The 20,327-nt window shown below is 73.2% G+C and carries 16 protein-coding genes; 5 read left to right on the top strand and 11 right to left on the bottom strand.

Annotation, left to right across the window (positions count from 1 at the left end):
* The first annotated feature begins 44 nt into the window (after nt 1–44).
* The gene (locus Pta02_RS25770; RefSeq protein ID WP_203877499.1) at nt 45–1,163 is read left to right on the top strand and encodes a GuaB3 family IMP dehydrogenase-related protein; all 1,119 of its coding nucleotides are present in this window, start codon (nt 45–47) and stop codon (nt 1,161–1,163) included.
* A 21-nt stretch (nt 1,164–1,184) separates the two neighbouring features.
* Here Pta02_RS25770 and Pta02_RS25775 read toward each other — a convergent pair whose 3' ends face one another.
* The 4 genes from Pta02_RS25775 to Pta02_RS25790 form a co-directional block, all read right to left on the bottom strand.
* Nucleotides 1,185–2,009, bottom strand: a complete 825-nt coding sequence (locus tag Pta02_RS25775) for a class II fructose-bisphosphate aldolase (RefSeq protein WP_203877500.1) — start codon at nt 2,007–2,009, stop codon at nt 1,185–1,187.
* 64 nt (nt 2,010–2,073) lie between these two features.
* Nucleotides 2,074–3,108: a 1-phosphofructokinase family hexose kinase gene (locus tag Pta02_RS25780; protein WP_203877501.1), complete on the bottom strand. Its 1,035-nt coding sequence runs from the start codon at nt 3,106–3,108 to the stop codon at nt 2,074–2,076.
* Nucleotides 3,109–3,136: 28 nt separating this feature from the next.
* A complete protein-coding gene (gene nagA / locus Pta02_RS25785; protein ID WP_203877502.1) occupies nt 3,137–4,279 on the bottom strand; it encodes an N-acetylglucosamine-6-phosphate deacetylase in 1,143 nt (380 codons plus the stop codon).
* 26 nt (nt 4,280–4,305) lie between these two features.
* Complete coding sequence (locus Pta02_RS25790) at nt 4,306–5,181, bottom strand: SIS domain-containing protein (RefSeq protein WP_203877503.1); 876 nt, start codon at nt 5,179–5,181, stop codon at nt 4,306–4,308.
* 104 nt (nt 5,182–5,285) lie between these two features.
* Here Pta02_RS25790 and Pta02_RS25795 point away from each other — a divergent pair, with 104 nt between their 5' ends.
* The 4 genes from Pta02_RS25795 (at nt 5,286) to Pta02_RS25810 (ending at nt 11,752) form a co-directional block, all read left to right on the top strand.
* On the top strand, nt 5,286–6,056 hold the full coding sequence (locus Pta02_RS25795) for a DeoR/GlpR family DNA-binding transcription regulator (RefSeq protein WP_203877504.1): 771 nt from the start codon (nt 5,286–5,288) through the stop codon (nt 6,054–6,056).
* Nucleotides 6,057–6,278: 222 nt separating this feature from the next.
* A complete protein-coding gene (locus Pta02_RS25800; RefSeq protein ID WP_239131220.1) occupies nt 6,279–8,015 on the top strand; it encodes a glycerol-3-phosphate dehydrogenase/oxidase in 1,737 nt (578 codons plus the stop codon).
* Between the two features lie 126 nt (nt 8,016–8,141).
* The gene (locus Pta02_RS25805) at nt 8,142–9,179 is read left to right on the top strand and encodes an aldo/keto reductase family protein (RefSeq protein WP_203877505.1); all 1,038 of its coding nucleotides are present in this window, start codon (nt 8,142–8,144) and stop codon (nt 9,177–9,179) included.
* A gap of 116 nt (nt 9,180–9,295) precedes the next feature.
* Complete coding sequence (locus Pta02_RS25810) at nt 9,296–11,752, top strand: ABC transporter permease (protein WP_203877506.1); 2,457 nt, start codon at nt 9,296–9,298, stop codon at nt 11,750–11,752.
* Between the two features lie 104 nt (nt 11,753–11,856).
* Here the strand turns inward: Pta02_RS25810 and Pta02_RS25815 are convergent, their stop codons facing one another.
* The 7 genes from Pta02_RS25815 to Pta02_RS25845 form a co-directional block, all read right to left on the bottom strand.
* Nucleotides 11,857–14,763, bottom strand: a complete 2,907-nt coding sequence (locus Pta02_RS25815; RefSeq protein ID WP_239131221.1) for a M36 family metallopeptidase — start codon at nt 14,761–14,763, stop codon at nt 11,857–11,859.
* A gap of 153 nt (nt 14,764–14,916) precedes the next feature.
* On the bottom strand, nt 14,917–16,077 hold the full coding sequence (locus Pta02_RS25820; protein ID WP_203877507.1) for a TIGR04500 family putative peptide maturation system protein: 1,161 nt from the start codon (nt 16,075–16,077) through the stop codon (nt 14,917–14,919).
* Nucleotides 16,074–17,078 (bottom strand): MvdC/MvdD family ATP grasp protein, encoded by a 1,005-nt coding sequence (locus Pta02_RS25825; RefSeq protein WP_203877508.1) that lies wholly within the window; start codon nt 17,076–17,078, stop codon nt 16,074–16,076. Before Pta02_RS25825 ends, Pta02_RS25820 begins: the two co-directional genes overlap by 4 nt.
* Before the next feature lie 62 nt (nt 17,079–17,140).
* Nucleotides 17,141–17,293: a hypothetical protein gene (locus Pta02_RS25830; protein WP_203877509.1), complete on the bottom strand. Its 153-nt coding sequence runs from the start codon at nt 17,291–17,293 to the stop codon at nt 17,141–17,143.
* Nucleotides 17,294–17,340: 47 nt separating this feature from the next.
* Nucleotides 17,341–17,493: a hypothetical protein gene (locus tag Pta02_RS25835; protein WP_203877510.1), complete on the bottom strand. Its 153-nt coding sequence runs from the start codon at nt 17,491–17,493 to the stop codon at nt 17,341–17,343.
* A 49-nt stretch (nt 17,494–17,542) separates the two neighbouring features.
* Nucleotides 17,543–17,692 carry a hypothetical protein gene (locus Pta02_RS25840; RefSeq protein WP_203877511.1) on the bottom strand — a complete coding sequence of 50 codons (150 nt, stop codon included), beginning with the start codon at nt 17,690–17,692 and terminating at the stop codon, nt 17,543–17,545.
* 43 nt (nt 17,693–17,735) lie between these two features.
* Entirely contained in the window at nt 17,736–20,042 is a 2,307-nt protein-coding gene (locus Pta02_RS25845; RefSeq protein ID WP_203877512.1) for a peptidase domain-containing ABC transporter, read from the bottom strand.
* Nucleotides 20,043–20,327: the final 285 nt, after the last annotated feature.

Genomic DNA, 20,327 nt, shown 5'->3' on the forward strand with positions numbered 1-20,327 from the left:
ACGCGGCGGGAGCCGTACTCGCATGAAATGGGAAAGATGAGCATATGACTCAGGTGGAGATCGGCCGCGGCAAGAACGGCCGCCGTGCATACGCGCTCGACGAGATCGGCATCGTCCCGTCCCGGCGGACCCGTGACCCGGAGGAGGTCTCGATCGCCTGGCAGATCGACGCCTACCGGTTCGACCTGCCCCTGGTGGTGAGCCCCATGGACAGCGTCGTGTCGCCGAAGACCGCGATCGAGGTGGGCCGGCTCGGCGGTCTGGCGGCGCTGGACCTCGAAGGACTGTGGACGCGCTACGAGGACCCGACGTCGCTGCTGGCCGAGGTGGCCGAGCTGCAGGGCGACGCGGCGACGCGCCGGCTCCAGGAGATCTACAGCGCGCCGATCAAGGAGGAGTTGATCGGCCGCCGGATCGAGGAGATCCGCGCGGCGGGGGTGACCACGGCGGTCCGCCTGTCCCCCCAGCGCACGGTCCAGTACCACAAGGCCGTCATCGACGCCGGTGTGGACATCTTCGTGATCCGCGGCACCACGGTCTCCGCCGAGCACGTCTCGGGCCGGGCCGAGCCGCTGAACCTCAAGCAGTTCATCTACGAGCTCGACGTCCCGGTGATCGTCGGCGGCTGCGCCACCTACACCGCGGCGCTGCACCTGATGCGGACCGGCGCGGCCGGCGTGCTCGTCGGATTCGGCGGCGGCGCCTCGCACACCACCCGCACCGTGCTGGGCGTGGTGGTGCCGATGGCCACCGCGATCTCCGACGTGGCCGCGGCCCGCCGCGACTACATGGACGAGTCGGGCGGCCGCTACGTCCACGTCATCGCCGACGGCGGCATGGGCACCTCCGGCGACATCGCCAAGGCCATCGCCTGCGGCGCCGACGCGGTCATGGTCGGCTCGCCGCTGGCCCGCGCCGCCGAGGCGCCCGGTCACGGCTTCCACTGGGGCTCGGAGGCCCACCACCCGGAGCTGCCGCGCGGCAAGCGGGTCCAGTTCGGCACCGTGGGCACGCTGGAGCAGATCCTGCACGGTCCGTCCTCGGTCGCCGACGGCTCGATGAACCTGATGGGCTCCCTGCGTCGCACGATGGCCACCGCCGGCTACTCCGACCTGAAGGAGTTCCAGCGGGTCGAGGTCGTCGTCGCCCCGCAGCAGCCCTGACCCGGGGCCGCCGGGCGGCGCTCAGCCCCGCAGGACGCCGAGGAGGCGGGCGACTTCGCCCGCCACCGCGGTACGGCCGGCCTTGACGTACTTGCGGGGGTCGACGACCTTCTCGTCGGCCGCCAGGTGGTCGCGGATCGCGCGGGTGAACGCCTTGTTCAGGTGCGTGGCGATGTTGATCTTCTTCATGCCGTGCCGTACGGCCTCGCGCAATGTGTCGTCCGGCACGCCCGAGGAGCCGTGGAGCACCAGCGGGACCGGGAGCGCCGCGTGCAGCTCGGCGATCAGGGCGAGGTCGAGGACGGCGTCCCGGGTGGTCATGGCGTGGGAGCTGCCGACGGCCACGGCCAGGGCGTCGACGCCGGTGCGGGCCACGTACTCCACCGCCTCGTGCGGCCTGGTCCGCACGCCGGGGGCGTGCACGCCGTCCTTGCCGCCGATCTCGCCCAGCTCGGCCTCCACCCACACGCCCCGCCCGTGGCACCGGGCGGCGACCTCGGCGGTGAGCGCCGCGTTCTCCTCGTCGGGCAGCGCGGAGGCGTCGAACATCACCGACCCGATCCCCAGCTCCACCGCCTCCTCGACGAGCGCGGGGTCGGTGGCGTGGTCGAGGTGGACGGCCACCGGCACCGAGGCCGCCCGGGCCACGGCGAGCGAGGCGGCCGCGATCGGGGCGAGGGCGCCGTGGTAGCGCACGCAGTTCTCACTGATCTGCAGCACGACCGGGGCGCCCGCGGCCTCGGCCCCGGCGACGATCGCCTCGGCGTGCTCCAGCTGGATGACGTTGAACGCGCCGACGCCCGCCGGGGCGTCGCGGACGATGTCGCCGATGCCGGTCAGAGGCATGATGAGGGGCCTTTCGCTTGCGATGGAACCGGGACGGGACCGGGTCTGCGGGGATGCGGGGCGCTCAGTCGCATACGGGCTCGATCCGGATCCCGGGCTCGACCTCGCGCAGCACGTCCCCGTCGATGTCGCCGGCGACCGGGGCGGCCACCGCCGCCGCGCCCAGGGCGGCGGCCCGGCGCAGCCGGTCGGGCCAGGGCGTGCCCTCCGCCAGGCCCAGCGCCAGCCCCGCGACCAGGGCGTCCCCGGCTCCGGTCGGGTTGCCCTCCACCCGGTACGGCATGGCGGCCCGCCAGGCGCCCTCGGGGGTCACGGCCAGCAGCCCGTCCGCCCCGAGGGAGACGACGACCGATCCGGCGCCGGTCTCCATGAGCGCCCGGGCGCCCCGGAGCGCCTGCCCGGGATCGTCCGGGCGGGCGGGGCCGGACGCTCCCCGGGAGCCGTCCGATCCGGCGGGACCGGGCGCCGCCGACAGGGCGCGGGCGAGTTCCTCGGCGTTGGGCTTGACGATCGCGGGCCGCCCGGCGGGCGCGTGCCGCAGGGCCTCCCCGTCGGCGTCCACGATCACCGGGACGCCGTGGGCGCGGGCCCGGCCGGTGAGGGTCGCGTAGAAGTCCGCCGGCACGCCGGGCGGCATGCTCCCCGAGATCACCGCCACCGCGATCCCGCCGCGGCGCAGCCGTTCCTCCAAAGCGCCGGCGAACCCGTCGAGCTCCCCGGCCGAGACGACGGGCCCCGGCTCGTTGAACAGGGCCGTGCGCTGCGCGGCCCCGCCGGGGGAGAGATCGGAGACGGTGAGGGTGGTGCGGGACTCACCGGTGATGGGGGTGAGGGCGGCGGGCAGGCCGCAGGCGGCCAGGTCGGCCCGGGCGGCGTCGCCGACGGCGCCGCCCGCCAGGCCGGTGACCAGGACCCGCCGGCCCAGGGCCGCGAGCACGCGGGCGACGTTGACGCCCTTGCCGCCCGCCCGGCGGTGCACCGCCCGCACCCGGTTGACGCCGTTCCAGTCGACGTCGCGGGTCTGGTAGGTGACGTCGAGGGCCAGGTTCAGGGTGACGGTGAGGATCGTCCCCGCGGAGGCGGGCGGTGGGAGGGTCATCAGGGTCCGGTGCTCCGGGTCGTGCGCATCACGGCTCCGTGATCCAGCTTCCGCGCCTCATGACGCCGGCGACCTCCAGGCCGTCGGTGAGGACCACCAGGTCGGCCTGCTTGCCGACGGAGAGCGAGCCGATGCGGTCGGCCAGGCCGAGGACCCGGGCGGGGGTGAGGCTGGCGGCCTCGGCGGCCTCGGGCAGGGACAGGCCGAGCTCCCGGACGGCGCGCCGGAAGGCGACGTCCATGGTCAGGGTGGAGCCCGCGATGGAGCCGGCCCCGGGGCCGCCGGCCAGCCGGGCCACGCCGTCCACCACCTCGACCTTCAGCGGGCCGAGGCCGTAGCTCCCGTCGCCCACTCCGGCCGCCGCCATCGCGTCGGTGATGAGCGCCGTACGGCTCGCGCCCGCGGCCCGGTAGGCGAGGCGGAGCATCGCCGGGTGCACGTGCACGCCGTCGTTGACCAGCTCGACCGTGACGCGCTCGTCCTCCAGCAGCGCGGCGATCGGGCCGGGCTCGCGGTGCCCGAGCTGCGGCATCGCGTTGAAGAGGTGGGTCGCGACGGCGGCGCCCGCCTCGATTCCCGCGATGGTCTGCGCGTAGTCGGCGTCGCTGTGCCCGAGCGCGGCGATCACGCCGTTGGCCACCGCCTCTCGGATGGTGTCCGTCGCGCCCGGCAGTTCGGCGGCGATGGTGAGCATCCGCACGTGACCGCGTCCCGCCGCCAGCAGCTCCCGGAACTCCCGGACCGAGGGCTCGCGCAGCAGGGCGGGGTCGTGCGCGCCGCAGCGGGCCTTGGAGATGTAGGGGCCCTCGAAGTGGATGCCCGCCAGCAGGCCCTCCTCGCACAGGTCCGCGAGGGCGGCGGTGGCCCTGGCGATGTCGTCCAGGGTGGCGGTGACGAGGCTGGCGATGAGCGTGGTGGTGCCGTGCTCGGCGTGCAGCGCCGCGATCCGGCTCGCCTGGTCCGGGTCGCCCGAGGGGAAGGAACCACCCGCTCCGCCGTGGTTGTGGATGTCGACGAAGCCCGGCACGACGTACCGGCCGCCCAGGCTGTGGCCCGGACCGGGGGCCCCTCCCTGGCCGATGTGGGTGATGCGGCCGTCTTCGATGGTCAGCCAGCCGTCGTGGACGCCCTCGGGGGTGACGACGCGGGCGTCGGCGAGTGTGATGGTCATGGCGTCATCCTCTCCTCTCCCGGAGGTCACCGGGGAGGGAGGATCACCGAGCGGGTCAGGTGGAGCGGCTCGTCCGGGTCGAGGCCCTGCCGCAGCGCCCGGGCCACGGCCACCCGCTGGATCGTCACCAGCTCCGCCATCGGGTCCAGGCCGCTCTCCAGGAACGTGCCGCCGGTGGCCTCGACCTCGCCGCGCAGCCCGGCGGGGGACTCGCCGAGCATCCAGGTGACCCGGCCGGGGCCGGCGATGCTGATCGGGCCGTGCCGGTACTCCATCGCGGGATAGGCCTCGGTCCAGGCCCGGCAGGCCTCGCGCATCTTCAGGCCCGCCTCCAGCGCCAGGCCGTAGGACCAGCCGCGGCCCAGGAAGGTGAACTGCTCGGCGGCCAGGAGCCCCGGGGCGAGCGGTACGGCGAGCGCGCGCTCGGCGTCGGCGATCGCGCCGGTCAGGTCCTCGCCGAGGTGGGCGCGGAGCAGCGCGAGCTGGGTGGTCGCGAAGCGGGTCTGCACGACCGACCTCTCGTCGGCGAAGTCGAGGACGATCACCTCGTCGGCCAGCGTCATGACCGGGGTGCCCGGATCGGCGGTGATCGCGGTGGTCCGGGTGCCGGAACTCTTGAGCAGCTCCAGCACCTCGGTGGTGGTGCCGGACCGGGTCAGCGCGAGCACCCGGTCGTAGGAGCGGCCGGTCGGCGCCTCTGAGGCGGCGAAGGCGTCGGTCTCGCCGTGACCCGCGCGCTCGCGGAGCACGGCGTAGGCCTGGGCGACGAACCAGGAGGTGCCGCAGCCGACCACGGCCACCCGCTCGCCCGGCCGGGGGAGGGCGCCGGCCGGGACCTCGCCGACGGCGCGGCGCCAGCAGGCGGGCTGGGACGCGATCTCTGCTTCGGTGTGGGTGGTCACGGCATGCCTCCCCAGTGGGATTGTTTCTGATTGATTTATAGCAGAAATGAGCATGATTGCGCACCAGTGGGTTTTGATCGCTCGTCTGTGTCACCCTGTTCCCCGTGAGCCGATACGAGCGCTGGAATTCGATCCTCGAACTGCTCGCCCGGGAGGGCCGCCTGACGGTCGAGCAGGCGGCCGAGGCGCTGGAGGTCTCCACCGCGACGATCCGGCGCGACTTCGACCAGCTCGCCCAGCAGCAGATGCTCATGCGCACCCGCGGCGGGGCCGTGGCCCAGAGCGTGAGCTACGACCTGCCCCTGCGCTACAAGACCGCCCGGCACGCGGGGGAGAAGCAGCGCATCGCCGAGGCCGCCGCCGCGCTGGTGGCGCCCGGCGCGATCGTCGGCATGAACGGCGGCACGACCACCTCGGAGGTCGCGCGGGCCCTGGCGCTCCGGGCCGGCCCCGAAGCGGGCTTCACGATCGTCACCAACGCCCTGAACATCGCCGCCGAGCTGACGGTCCGCCAGCACGTGAAGATCGTGCTGACGGGGGGCGTGGCCAGGCCGCAGTCCTACGAGCTGATCGGCCCGCTGGCCTCGGGGGTGCTGGAGCAGGTCACGCTGGACGTCGCCTTCCTGGGCGTGGACGCCATCGACGCCGAGGCCGGGGCCTTCGCCCACCACGAGGGCGAGGCGAGCGTCAACAACCTGCTGATCGGCCGGGCGGCGGAGGTCGTCGTGGTGGCCGACGCGTCCAAGATCGGCCGTCGCGCCTTCGCCCGCATCTGCCCGCTCGGCGCCGTGAGCACTCTGATCACCGACGAGAGCCTGTCCGACGAGGCCGCGGCCCGCTTCGGCGAGGCGGGGGTCAAGGTCGTGCGCGCCTGACGGCGGGCGTGAAGGCGGGCACGTGGGGCCGGTATGCGTGACCGGTATGCGTGAGAGGTGATGAATCGTTCACCGGAGTGTGGCCGGAATCTCGCCGGGGTTTGCTACTGGTGGGTAATGATGGCTGGGATGAAAGGGTAGATACCCCAGGGGCTGGCCCCGGGGTCCCACCCGGGAACAGACTCTGGACAGGACGATCGGCGTACCTCGGGGAGATGCAGCATGACGGCGCGAATGGGCACCGCACGGCTCGGCCCTGCCGAAAGAACGGCCGCACTGGAGCAGATGGCCACCTCGGAGCTCGACGTGGTGGTGATCGGCGGCGGCATCGTCGGGGCCGGGGTCGCGCTCGACGCGGCGACGCGAGGGCTGAGCGTGGGGCTGCTGGAGGCGCGCGACTTCGCCTCGGGCACCTCCTCCCGCTCCTCCAAACTGATCCACGGCGGGCTGCGCTATCTGGAGCAGCTCAACTTCGACCTGGTCAGGGAGGCGTTGCAGGAGCGCGCCCTGCTGCTGCAGCGCATCGCCCCCCACCTCGTACGGCCGGTGCCGTTCCTGTTCCCGCTGACCCACTTCGGCTGGGAGCGGCCGTACGTCGGCGCCGGGCTGGTGATGTACGACTCGCTCGGCTTCTCCTTCGGCTTCACCCGGGGCGTGCCCGGCCACCGGCACCTGTCGCGCAGGCGGGCGCTGCGGCTGGCCCCGGCGCTGCGCCGTACGGCCTTCTCCGGCGCGGTGCAGTACTGGGACGCGCAGGTCGACGACGCCCGCTACGTGATGACCGTGCTGCGGACCGCCGCGACCTACGGGGCGCACGTCGCCTCCCGGGCGCAGGTGGTGGGCTTCCTGCGCGAGGGCGAGCGGGTCACCGGGGTGCGGGTGCGCGACCTGGAGGCCGGCATCGAGCGCGAGGTGCGGGCGCGGCAGGTGGTCAACGCCACCGGCGTGTGGACCGACGACATCCAGGAGCTGGTCGGCGGGCGCGGCCAGATCCACGTGCGCGCCTCCAAGGGCGTCCACCTGGTGGTGCCGCGCGACCGCATCCACTCCCTGACCGGGATCATCCTGCGCACGGAGAAGTCGGTGCTGTTCGTGATCCCCTGGGGCCGCCACTGGATCATCGGGACCACCGACACGCGCTGGGAGCTGGACCGGGCGCACCCGGCGGCCTCCCGCTCCGACATCGACTACGTCCTGGAGCACGTGAACGAGGTGCTGTCGGTCCCGCTCACCCGCGACGACGTCGAGGGCGTCTACGCCGGGCTGAGGCCGCTGCTGTCGGGCGAGTCGGAGGAGACCTCGAAGCTCTCCCGCGAACACGTGGTGGCCCACCCGGTGCCCGGCCTGGTCATGGTCGCCGGGGGGAAGTACACCACCTACCGCGTCATGGCCCGCGACGCGGTCGACGCGGTGGCGCACGGCCTGGACCAGCGGGTCCCGCCCTCGTGCACCGACCGGATCCCGCTGGCCGGGGCGGAGGGGTACCAGGCGCTGTGGAACTCCCGCCAGCGGCTGGCCCAGACCTCCGGGCTGCACGTGGCGCGGATCGAGCACCTCCTCCAGCGGTACGGCTCCATGATCGACCAGGTGCTGGCGCTCATCGAGGACGACCCCTCGCTCGCCCGCCCGCTGACCGGGGCCGACGACTACCTGCGGGCCGAGGTCGTCTACGCCGCGACCCACGAGGGCGCCCGGCACCTCAACGACGTGCTGACCCGCCGCACCCACGTCTCCTTCGAGACCTTCCACCGCGGCGTGGCCGTGGCGCAGGAGGCGGCCGAACTGCTCGCCGGGCCGCTGGAGTGGGACGCCGAGCAGGTCAAGCGCGAGGTGGAGTACTACGCCAAGCGCATCGAGGCCGAGCGCCTGTCCCAGGAGCAGGACACCGACCACGAGGCCGACGCCATCCGCCTGGGCGCCCCCGAGATCGTCCCCGTCGCCACCCCCGATCCGGTTTAGGGCGGTTTTCTACCAGAAAGCCTGCGACCCTCCCCGATGTCATGATCGACTTGGTGTCGTCGTCGATCACGTGAGAGGGGGGACGGGGGAGGGGCCCGCACCAGGGGCGCCGTACCCCGGCTGCCGATGGAGCATCGCCACCTTGGGCGCAGCGGCCTGATGGTCAGTGAGGTCACCTACGGAAACTGGCTCACCCACGGTGAACTGGTGGATCGTCACCAGGCCGTGGCCTGCATCCGGGCCGCGCTCGACGCGGGCGTCACCACCTTCGACACCGCCGACGTCTACGCGCGGGGAGCGGCCGAGGAAGTGCTGGGCGCCGCGCTCGCCGGCGAGAGGCGGTCGTCTCTGGTCATCGCCTCGAAGGTCTGCCTGCCCACCGGTGACGGTCCGAACGATCGCGGTCTGAGCCGCAAGCACATCCGGGAATCCTGTGAGGCGTCCCTGCGCCGGCTGCGTACCGACTACATCGACCTGTACCAGGCGCACCGTTTCGACGAGACGACTCCTCTGGAGGAGACTCTGGTCGCTCTCGACGACCTGGTGCGCCAGGGCAAGGTGCTCTACGTCGGCGTCTCCGAGTGGACGGCTCCGCAGATCGAGTCCGCGCTGACCATCATCCGCGAGCTCGGCCTGCGCAGCCGCCTCGTCTCCAACCAGCCGCAGTACAACATGTTGTGGCGGATCATCGAACCGGAGATCGCCCCGCTGTGCCTTCGTGAGGGCATCGGTCAGCTGGCCTTCCAGCCGCTGGCGCAGGGTGTGCTGACCGGGAAGTACCGGCCCGGCCAGGAACCGCCGGAGGGGTCGAGGGGGAGGGCCGGCGGGCGGGCTCCCGCATTCGTCGGCAGGGTGCTCGGCCCGCAGCTTCTCGAACGTGTGCAGAACCTGCTCCCCGTCGCCGCGGACTGCGGCCTGTCGGCCGCTCAGCTCGCGATCGCCTGGGTGCTCCGGCAGCCGGGGGTCTCCTCGGTGGTCGCCGGTGCCACCAGGCCCGAGCAGGTGGCCGAGAACGCTTCGGCATCCGGTAAGAAGATCGACGATGCCGCTCTGGCACGGGTGGACGAGATACTCGGGGATCTCATCGACCGGGATCCCGGCAAGACCGCCCAGATGATGGCGGTCAAATCGGAGTGGAGGAGAACCTCGGCCGGAAACGGTTAGCCTGCGGCAGGGGTGATCCGCCACGGGCGCGGCGACCACGCAGACGGCGTGCCCCCATCGCTTCAGGAGGGCTGGCACCCTGGCGCGGTGCGCCGGCCGGGAGGACATTGGGCCCCGTGAGGTTCCCCCGTGCCTGGCTGGGGCTGGAGGTCCGCCGCCGCCGGCGGTCCCTGGCCGTGCTGGCCGTGCTCATCGCCTTCTCCCTGGCCACGGTCCTGGCGGCGGTGGCCGGTTCGAGGCGCGGGGAGAGCGCCCTGGATCGGTTGCGCGCCGGCACGCTGCCCGCGGACGCTCAGGTGCTGATCCAGGATCCGGGGTTCGACTGGGACAAGGTCCGGGCGATTCCGGGGGTCCTCGGGGTCGCGCCCTCCGTCACCGCGGCCATGTACATCGAGGGCGTCCAGCTCGGCTGGGACTCGGTGCCGCCCGTCGACCCCGCCGTCTGGCGGGACGTCGAGCGGCCGGTACTCCTCGCCGGCAGGCTGCCCGACCCCGCCCGCGCCGACGAGCTCGCGGTCTCCGCCCGGTTCGTCGAGCGGTACGGGAAAGGGGTCGGCGACTCGGCGGTCATCCGCCTCGCCACCCCGCAGGAGGCGGACATCGATCTCGGAGTGGACGCGGCCAACACCGGCAGCACGCGGATCAGGGCGAACGGCCCGCGCGTCACGGCGAGGATCGTCGGGGTCATCCGCTCGCCGTGGTTCGCCGACCGCGTCGGTGAGACCTCCGGCGGTGCCACCGGTGAGGGTTTCGCCATCCCCTCGCCAGGACTGTTCCTGAAATATCAGGACAACTTCCTGGGGGCGCAGCGCAGCAAATTCACCAACGCCCTGGTGCGCCTGGAAAACGGCGAGGACGGCCTGGCCGAATTCCGCAGCCGGCTCGCGGCCGCCACGGGTCGTCCGGAGATCCGGGTGGACAACCTCGCCGACGGCCTCCGCCGCAACCAGCGGCTGGTCCGGTACGAGGCGATCGCCCTGCTGGCGTTCGGGCTGTCCGCGCTGGTGGCAGCCGCCCTGGTGATCGGGCAGTTCGCAGCCCGGCTGGTCGCCGCCTCCCTCGCGGAGCTGCGGGTCCTGATCCCGGCCGGGCTCACGCCACGCCAGGCCGTGGTCGCCGCCGCGCTCGGCCCGTCGGCGGCCGCCCTGCCCGGCGCGGTGCTCGGCGTCACGGGGGCGGCCCTGGCCTCCCGGTGGACGCCGCTCGGCGCCGCGGCCAACTTCGAACCCCGTCCGGGCCTCGACCTGGACTGGCCGGTCCTGCTCGGGGGCCTGGTGGCGGTCCTCGTCGCGGTCGCCGCGGGCGCGGGCGGGTACGCCTGGCTCGCCGTCGCAGCCAAGCCCGCGGGCCCGTCCGGCCGTTCGGCGGTCGCCACGGCCGCCGGCCGGATGGGCTGGCCGGTGCCGGTCCTGGTCGGTCTCCGCCTGGCCCTGGAACGCGGGCACGGCCGTACCGCCCTGCCGGTGCGCTCGGCCCTGATCGGGTCCACCGTGGGCATCGCGGGGGTGGTGGCCGCGCTGACGTTCTCCGCCGGGGTGAGCGACGCCGCGAGCAACCCCGCCAGGTACGGCCAGACGCACAGGCTCCTGGTCTTCCTGGGGGCCAACGGCCGGAGCGGGCCCGCCGACCAGGTCGGCCGGGTGCTGTCGGTGCTGGCCCGCGACCCGGACGTGGCCGGAGTGGAGGACCGGCGCTTGTTCAGCGCCGCGTCCGGCGACCTCACGTTCCCGGTGTACGACTACACGCCCGTCGGCACGCCCCCGCCGATCGAGCTGAAGACCGGGCGGCTGCCCGTCTCCGACCGGGAGATCATGCTGGCCGCCGACACGGCCGGCAAACTCAGGGACGCCGGCATGCTCAAGGCCGGTGTCGGCGACCGGATCCATCTCACCGGCGATCGAGGCGGCCGGGACTTCACGGTCTCGGGCATCGGGTTCGTCCCCGAAGGGCCTTCCAACACCTATTCCGAAGGCGTCCTGGCCACTCCCGCCGGCTACGACAGCCTGTTCGCGTCCTTCGAGATCCGCATGGGCTTCGTCGCCTTCCGGCCCGGTGCGGACGTCGCGGAGGCGACCGCCCGGCTCCGTCAGACGGTCGGCTCCCTTCCCGGCGGCGACGACATCGGAATGATGTCGTCCTTCAAGCCCAGACAGCTCGCCGAGGTCCAGGGCGTCCGCGCGCTCCCCGTCGCACTCGGCGCCTTCCTCGCGCTCCTCGCCCTGGCCTCGGCCGCCTACACGTCGGTGACGGCCGTACGGCGCCGCCGCCACGACATCGCCGTGCTGCGGGCGCTGGGCATGACACCGGCCCAGACCCGGTGGAGCGTGGCCACCCAGGCAGGCACCCTCGCCGCGGTCGGGCTGGTCTTCGGCGTTCCCGTCGGCCTCGCCCTCGGGCGCGTCCTGTGGCAGGGCGTCGCGGAGAACACGCCCCTGTTCTACGTGCCCCCGGTCCCCACGTGGACGCTGGTGCTCATCGGCCCGGTCACCCTCCTGGCCATGAACCTGCTCGCCGCCCGCTCCGCCGGGGTCGCCGCCCGGCTGAACCTGGCCCACGCGCTGCGGGCGGAGTGACGCCGGGCGGACGGGGAAAAGCGGGATCCCGGACACGGGACGGCTCCCGCCCCGGGAGGGGGGCGGGAGCCGTACGGAACGGGTCGTCGTGTCAGAGCGGACCGTCAGTGGGCGAACGCCTGGAACTCGGCGGCGCGGACCTGCTCGCGGGCCGGGCTGGCGGTGCCGCAGTCGGTGGCGGAGTTGGGGTCGTTGTCCTGCTCACCGGCGTAGAGCGGGTTGCCGGTGCACTGGGTGGAGACGACGCGCAGGGCCAGGTGGGTGGCCGTGGTCGTCGGGATCTTGAAGGACTTGATGATCAGGTCCGCCCCGCGCGGGCGCGGCAGGCGGGTCTGGAAGGCGTCGGCCGGGCCGGTGTAGGCGACCGAGAAGTTCGCCGGGGATGAGCAGTCCTTCTTGGTGGCGTCGCAGGCCAGGACCTCGAAGGCGCGCAGGGCGCTGAAGCGGTTCTGGCCGCCGGGGTCGGCGGGGTCGTTGACGTTCGGCCGCAGCATGGCGCTGACCTGCACCCGGCGGATCTTCACGGGGTCGGACCCGGCCAGGTCCACGGTGACCGACTTGCCGGTGACCGCGCCGGTGAGCGAGGCCCAGTTCGTCGCCTCGGTCTCGTCGATCAGCCTGGCGTGGTTGACGCCGTCGCCCGTCGCCGTGGCGCCCAGCGCGGAGGAGGCGAGGTTCTTGCCCAGCGGGAGCGGCAGCGGCAGCCTCAAGCCGGGCAGGACCGCGAACTTCACCCGGGTGTGGCCGTAGCCGTTGCCGACGACCAGGAAGTCGTACAGGCCCGGGGTCATCTCCACGGTGTCGCCCAGCTCGGTGGCGGGGTCGGTGTCGGCCACCGGCACCGCGCGGCCCTCGTAGTCGCCGACGTACAGGCGCAGCGCGGCGCCCTTGGCGTCGGCCAGCGGCTTGAGCTGGATCCGGCCGTTCCGGCCGACCGGGTCGACGAAGCTCGGGGTCGGGTCGGGGTCGTTCTGGTTCACGCTCGCCGCGCCCTCGCCGAGGCCGTGCTCGGCGAACGCCCGCCACATGATGTCCTGGTTCGCGCCGCCGAAGCGGATCGCGTCGGCCGCCAGCAGCGCGTCCCGGTGGTCGACGTAGCTGACCGCGCCGGAGGCCATCAGCAGCAGGGCGTCGAAGGACAGCTGTGCCCAGCGCCGGTTGCCGGGGCACTTGTCGACGGGGGTCTTGCCGTCGGCGCAGGCCCGCTGCGTGGCCGGGGTGCCCTTGCCGTACCGCTTGAGGAAGGCCTCGCGCACGTCGAACTGGGTGGCCGACCAGACCTCGCCGTCGGCGTGGACCTGCTGGCCGACGAGGTCGTAGGCGATGTCGCTGTAGTTCAGCGGCGAGTTGGACATGTCGTAGTTGCGGATGCCCGCCTTCTTGTCGCCGGTGACGTAGCCGCCGGTCACGTACGGCGTGTCGCCCGCGGGGCGGAAGCCGTACTCGTACAGGTGCTCCATGGCGAACAGGTCGGAGGTGCTCTCGTTCATGGCGCCCGGCTGGGCCCCGCTCCACCCGGCGTTCGGGCCGGCGATCATGCGGCCGGAGATCGCGTGGGTGTACTCGTGCCCGATCACCGACATGTCGTAGTCGCCGTCCACGCAGGGCGAGTAGAAGGCGCCCGCGACCGGCTGCCAGAGGTACATGTTCGTGATCGGAGCGACCCCGTCGGGGCCGGTGATCTGGTTGGCGTTGTCGCGCACGCTCAGCACCCGCGCGCCCGCCTGGGCGTTGCCCTGCTCGGGGTCGTCGCCCAGGCCGCCGCGGTCGCCGTTCTCGTCCTGCATGTTCCAGGCCGTCTCGGTGAAGCCGAGGCGGTAGGACCAGTCGTGCATGCGGTTGTGCATGGCGTGCAGGTTGGCGATGGCGGCTTCCAGGTCGGCCTCGCCCGGCTGGTCGAAGACGGCCGGGTCGCACTTGGCGGTGTACCAGCGGTTGGTCCACGGGTAGACGTAGTTCCGGCTCGGCGTGAGCACGTTGCTGCGGGTGCCGACGGTGAAGGGGTCCCCGCTGGCGCGGTTCTCGAAGGTCCTGGCGGCGTTGCCGATGCTGGTGTTCGTCGGGGTGTTCGTGGCGTGGTCCACGTCCCAGGCCCGCCCCGTCGCCGGGTCGCCGCCCACCACGTAGTCGCAGCCGGGCCCGGCGGTGAAGCACCAGCGGGCGCGGGTGTCGGTGGAGGAGTAGTCGGCCGGCGGGTTGGCCGGGAAGACCTCCCACTGCGGGTTGTCCGGCTCGGCGTGATGGTCCACGAGGTTCTCGCGGGTCAGGATCGCGCCGCTGACCGCGTCGACATGGGTGGTGTAGGCGGCGGGCTCGTCACCGCCGCCGATGAGGACCACCTGGTAGGCGCTGCGCGGCCCGTCGGCCGTGGGCACGGCCACCGCGGTGGCCTTCTTGACGGTCGCCGTCGCCAGGTCGATCCCGCCGTCGCGGGCGGCGGTCTCCAGCGCCTGCTGCCCGGTGAGGACGGCGGCCGGGGGAGCCTCGGTGGAGCGTGACAGGGTGGAGGTGACGTGCAGGACCTTGCCGTCCCGCACGCCGATCGCCACCTGCCCGTCCACGCCCGCGGGCAGGTCGCCGAACTTCTGGCGGAGCAGTACGGCGTGGCCGCCGCCGATCGGGTTGACCGCGATCTTCTCCAGGGCGTCGACGGCCTCGGCGGTCAGCCCGAACAGGCTCTCGTTGGCCTTGAGGTAGGCCCGCGCGGCCTGCTCGGGGTCGGAGCCGAGCCCTTCGGCCAGCGGCGCCGTACCGGTGACGACGGCCGGGGTGCCGAGAGCGTTCCACCGGATGGTCGCGCCTGCCGCTCTCTTGGCGAGCGCGGGAGGCGCGACGGCGCCGCTCCGGTTGTCCACGTCCGGCTTGCCGTGCTCCTCGGCCTGGAAGTCGTGGACGGGGGTCTTGCCGGCCGGCCCGCTCTGGGCGACGCCGGGGACCGCGAGTGCGGGGAGTGCGAGGGATGCCGTCGCGGCGGCGATGAGGCTGATGCGTAACCAGGGTTTGCTCGACACCGGTCCTCCTGCGGAGAGGTGGCCGCCATTGGCCACTGAGCGCGTGGATCACGCCTGCTGCGCAAGAAGTAACATTTGTCTGATCTCGTGACAAGATCTTGTAAAGGCCGATATAGAGCTGTAATAGGGTGAGTTCCGGGAGCGGTCGCGGCCTCAAGCTTTCAGGGCGGCGTCGAGCGCGTCGGTGCGGGCCGTACTCCCCCAGAACCACTGCACGTGGGCGTGCCGGCGCCGCTCGCGCAGCCAGTCGTCGAAGAGCCGGCGCTCGACGATCTTCCTCGTCGCCGGATTCGGCGTCGCCGGCTCCACGGCGAGCACGACGGTGACACCGAACCCCCCGTCCCCTGTCGGGCGGGGTCCGAGGACTGCCCCGGCCCGGGCGTCGTGGGCGTCCGCGCCGTACAGGGCGGCGAGATCCTCCCGGGGGTTCCCCTCGATCCGGCAGGTGCCCAGACCGGCGAGCGCGGCCTCGGTCGCCAGGCCGGTGGCCAGGGCGCCCAGCTCCTGCGGCGTGGTGTCCCCGGACCGCTCCCGCAGCCGGGCCGCCGCGGCGTCGGCGTCGGCGCGGGCGCCGTAGCGCAGGCGGACCACGCGCAGCACGTCCAGCCCGGCGCCGTGCTCGGCGAAGAAGCCCTCGACCCGTCCGGCGGTCACCCGGCGGCGCAGCCGCGCCACCTTCGCCTCGAAGGTGACGATCTGCTCCAGACGCGTCACGCCGAGGCCGCGCTCGGCCATCCACTCCTCGGTCGCGCGGGCGGTGAGCAGCCCCCGGGCGCGGCGGAAGGCGTCCATGGCGGCCTGCAGCTCCCCGTCCGCCAGGTCGGCGGAGGCGGCCACCTCCTGCTCGACCAGGCAGGCGTTGACCAGGCGGACGGCCAGGCCGGTGTCCTCCCACAACACGTCGAGCAGGGAGACGACCTGCTCGATCTGCACGTCGACGCCGTTGACGCGCAGGACGACCTGCTCGCCGGAGCGCTGGCTGCCCCGCAGCGGCCAGGGGATCGCCCGGTCCGGGGCGAAGGCCAGGGACACGGTGCCGCCGGTGGACGGCAGGAGCAGGTCGTAGTGGTAGTCGCCGGTGGCGGCCTCGCGCTGCCACACCAGCCGCATGTCCGCACCGGGGTGCCGGGACCGCAGCTCACCGAGCCGCCCGCGGGCCTCCTCGGGGCCGATTCCGTCCAGCCCGCGCAACCAGGTCAGGGCGTCACCGAGAAGACCGGGGGTCACGGTCCCGGACGGTGTCGCGGTCTCCGGGAGAGCGGGGGCGTGCGGGCGCGTCGTGGTCTCCGGCGGCGTCGCGGTCTCCGGGCTCATGCTCGGGGTCCTTCCAGTAACAGGTCGCAGACGGCCCGGCTGATCGGCAGGCCGGTCAGATCCTCGATCCACAGCCACTGGCCGTTGGGGTTGATCTCCATGAACACGTACTCGTCCTCGGGCGTGAGGATCAGGTCGAAGGCGCCGTACAGCAGGCCGAGGCGGTCCATCATGGCCAGGCAGCGCCGGCCGACCTCGTCGGGGAGCCGGTGGACACGGTGCGGGGTGACGTCGGTGTTGTAGCGGCGCCAGTCCAGCCGGGACCGGTTGGAGGCCTGTGAGTGGATCTCGGCGGCGAAGATCTGGCCGCCCACCACGGTGACCCGCAGCTCCAGGCGTTTGGGCACGTACCGCTGCACGATGACCGGGCAGAACCGCAGCGCGTCGGCGTAGGCCAGGTCGCGCGGGGAGACCGGCTCGCAGAAGCGGGAGACCGTGTCACCGCTGCGGAGGTTCTCCACCCACGGCCTGCCGAACGGCTTGGTGACGATCTGGCCGTCGTGGCGGTCGTGGAAGTCCCACAGTTCCCGGGCCTGCGTGGTGATCAATGTGTCCGGCACGGTGAAGCCCAGCTCGGCCGCGATGATCAGCTGGGAGGACTTCCGCCTGGCCCGCTGCAGCACCGACTCGGCCGCGGGCACCTTGCGGCACGGCAGATGCTCCCACAGGTCCGAGACCAGGCTCGCGCTCTCCTGCGCGGCGTACGCCGCGACGGCGGGGTCGGTCAGCTCGGGATGGGCCGCCGGCGGCGTCGGGCGCCGCCACCACAGGGCGGTCAGCTCGTTCAGGTCCACGGTGCCGGCTCCGGCGCCGGTTCCGGTGTGCAGCAGGCGCCGGGTGAGGCCCCGGCCGGTGTAGGCCAGCTCGACGTGCGCCTGCGCCGGGTAGAGCCGGTGGTCGAAGACCGTGACGCGGGCGCCGCGTCCGGTCAGCAGGCCGGTGACCCGGGCGGCATGGGGGTCCTCGTCACCGGTGAGGACGAGGACGTGCGGGGTGGGCACGGGATTCCTCCGGGATACGGGGCCGGGCGTCGAGCGGAGGACGCCCGGCCTCTTCTACGCGGTCAGTCCTCGACGCAGACGCCCGGGGGGTCGATCTGGGTGCCCCCTACCTCGATGACGAGGATTCGCGGCCGGCCGCCGCTGATGCCGTGCAGGGCGCTCTCGTCGAGCTCGTCGCCGATGGGCGCGAGGTCGTTCAGCTCTGTCCGGTTCATGGCGTTGTTCCTCCTGTTCTCCGTGGAAGGGCCGGTCGTCCGGCCGGTCACTCGTCGCTGAAGCAGACACCCGGAGGGTTGACGTAGGTCCCCAAGATCTCTCGCGGCTGGCCGCCGCTGATGCCGTGCAGGGCGCTCTCGTCGAGCTCGTCGCCGAGGGGCGCGAGGTCGCGCATCTCGGTTCCCGATGCGTAATCCATGATCGGTCTCTCCTCTCTCCGGAAGGGGCTGACTTCTCCGACTGCAGGCTCAGTCCATCGCGCAGTAACCCGGCGGGTCGACCTGGGTCATCGCGATGAGCTTCGGCTGGCCGCCGCTGATGCCGTGCAGGGCGCTCTCGTCGAGCTCGTCGCCGACGGGCGCGAGGTCCTCGATCCGATTGCGTGCGCCGTCGTTCACGGGCACCCCCCTTCATTGCGGGATTTCCTTGATCGAGAGGCTGTCAGGGTCGTCTTGGAAGCGACTTGTGAAGGGATGCAAAACCGCTGTCCTCGCCGTCGGCCTGCCTCCCGGCGAGCCGGGCGTAACGGCCGCCCAGCCGGAGCAGTTCCCGGTGGGTGCCGGTCTCGGCGATCCGGCCGCCGTCGAGTACGACGATCAGGTCCGCGTCGCGGACGGTGCTCAACCGGTGGGCGATCACGATGCGGGTCTGGGTGAGCGTGCCGAGGTTGGCGTCGATGACCGCCTCGGTGTCGGCGTCGAGGTGGCTGGTGGCCTCGTCCAGGAGGAGGATGTCCGGCCGGGTGAGCAGGGCCCTGGCCAGGGCGATGCGCTGCCGCTGCCCGCCGGACACGCCGCCCCCCTCCGTCAGGTGGGTGTGGTAGCCCATGGGCATGGCGCCGATGTCGTCGTGGACGCAGGCGAGCCGTGCCGCCTCGTGCACCCGGGCGAGGGACGCGTCGGGGTCCCCAAGGGTGATGTTGTCCAGGATCGTCCCGGTGAACAGGGCCGGTTCCTGCGTCACCACTCCGAACCGGCGGCGCAGCCGGCCCGCCTCCGCCTCGGACAGCGGGACGCCGCCGTAGCGGATCTCGCCCTCGGCCGGCCCCAGCAGCCCCAGCAGCACCCTGGCCAGGGTGCTCTTGCCGGAGCCGGACCGGCCGACCAGGGCGATCTTCCGTCCGGGAGGGATCGTCAGGTCGATGCCGCGCAGGATCCAGGGGCTCTCGGGCGTGTAGCGGAACCCGACCCCGCGCAGCTCGATCTCCGCCGGACCGCCGTGGCCGGAGCCGGGGTCGCCGTGGCCGTGGCCGTGGCCGGGGCCGCCTGCGGAGCCGTTTGCGGGAGCGGCTCCGGAGCCGCCGGAGCCGGCCCGGGAAGGACTGTTCCGGGCGGCGGGTTCCGTCCGGGGGGAGTGGTCCCGGGCGGCGGGTTCCGTCCGGGTGCTCCACAGGTCGGCCAGCCGCTCACCGTGTACCCGGGCGAGCTGCACGCTGCGCAGGCCGCCGGTCAGGGCTGCCAGCGGGGCCAGGGCCGCCGCCGCCAGGGCCTGCAGGCCGAGCATGGCGCCCAGGCTGAGCTGATGGGTCGTGACCTGCCAGGCTCCCGCCCAGAGCAGGGCCAGGGGGGTGCCGAACCGCAGCGCCGCCAGGGCGGAGTCCTGCAGGCCCTGGGCCGTCCCGTTGCGCCGCGCCCGCCGCATCTGGACCGCGAGCAACCGCGACCAGCGGCCGAGGACGCGTTCCTCGGCCCCCACCGCCTTGATCGTCTCGATGCCGCGGACGCTCTCGATCAGCTGTCCCTGGGCGTCGTTGCGGGCCTCCATCTCGCGGTGGGTCAGGTCGGCGAGCCGGCGGTGGGTCGTGGTCAGCAGGACGACCTGTGCCGCCGCGAAGGCCAGCAGGATCGCGCCGAGCAGCGGCGACCGTACGGTGACCACGATGAGATACCCGGCGGCGAGCGGCCCGTCCAGCAGGGCGGTCAGCGCCTGGCCGGTGAGGATCTCTCGCAGCAGGGTCACGCCGGAGATCCGGGAGACCAGGTCGGCGGAGCCCCGGTGGGCGAAGAAGCGGAAGGGCACCGAGAGCAGGCGCCGGGCCAGTTCGTCCAGGAGGGCGGTGTCCGCACGGGTCCGCAGTGTGACCAGCGCCCAGGACCGCGCCGCGCCGACCGCGAGCTGGACGGCGGTCGTCACCGCCATGCCCAGCCCGATCAGGGTCAGCAGGTCCGTCTCGCCCGCGGTGAGCACCCGGTCCACGACCGTCTCGGTCACGGCGGGCAGTACCAGGCCCAGGGCCTGCAGGGCCAGGCTGAGCAGGATCAGCAGTGCCAGCAGACCGCGATGGCGGCTCACGATCACCCGGAGGTACCGGGACCACCAGCCGGCCCGGTCGCCGACGCGGCCCGTGCGGAAGCCCGCCCCCGGCCCGAAGGTGAACGCCACCCCGCTGTAGTTCTCGGCGAAGTCGCGCGGGGTGAGGCCCACGCGCCCCAGCGCGGGGTCGATGATCATGATCCGGCCGGGGGAGACCCGCTCGACCACCACGAAGTGGCTGTGCCGCCAGTGCACCACCGCGGGCAGCGGGAGCTCGGAGACCCGTGCCGCGGGCACGGAGGCCGCCCGGGTGGCCAGGCCGTGCGCCCGGGCGGTGCGGACCAGGGTCAGCGCGCTGACCCCGTCCCGGCCGATGCCCATCTCCTCGGAGAGGACGTACACCGGGACGCGCCGCCCGTGCGCGGCGAGGATCATCGCCAGGCACGCGGCGCCGCATTCCACCATGCTGTGCTGGAGTACGACCGGAACCTTCATGGACCGGCAGTCTCCGGCAGTCGTCTTGGATCCGGCTTGCGACTGACTCGATCATGCCGCCGCCCGGCAGCCGGTGCCGGACGAGTAAGTCCTGAAGCGGAGAGCGGTACGGCGGTGCGTACCGGCCGGGTGAGCCCACCCGTGAGGCGCGTCCCCGGTGGGCCGGGTGTCGCCCACCCACGCTGCGCCGCACGGCAGCCGAGCCCCCCACGCCACCAGGGCGCACGCGAGGAAGGGCGCCGGGGATCGACGGGTGACCCACACCCTCACCACCCTGTGCGATCG

It is taken from the genome of Paraplanobispora takensis (assembly GCF_016863195.1).
In the GTDB taxonomy this organism is placed as follows: Bacteria; Actinomycetota; Actinomycetes; order Streptosporangiales; family Streptosporangiaceae; genus Planobispora; species Planobispora takensis.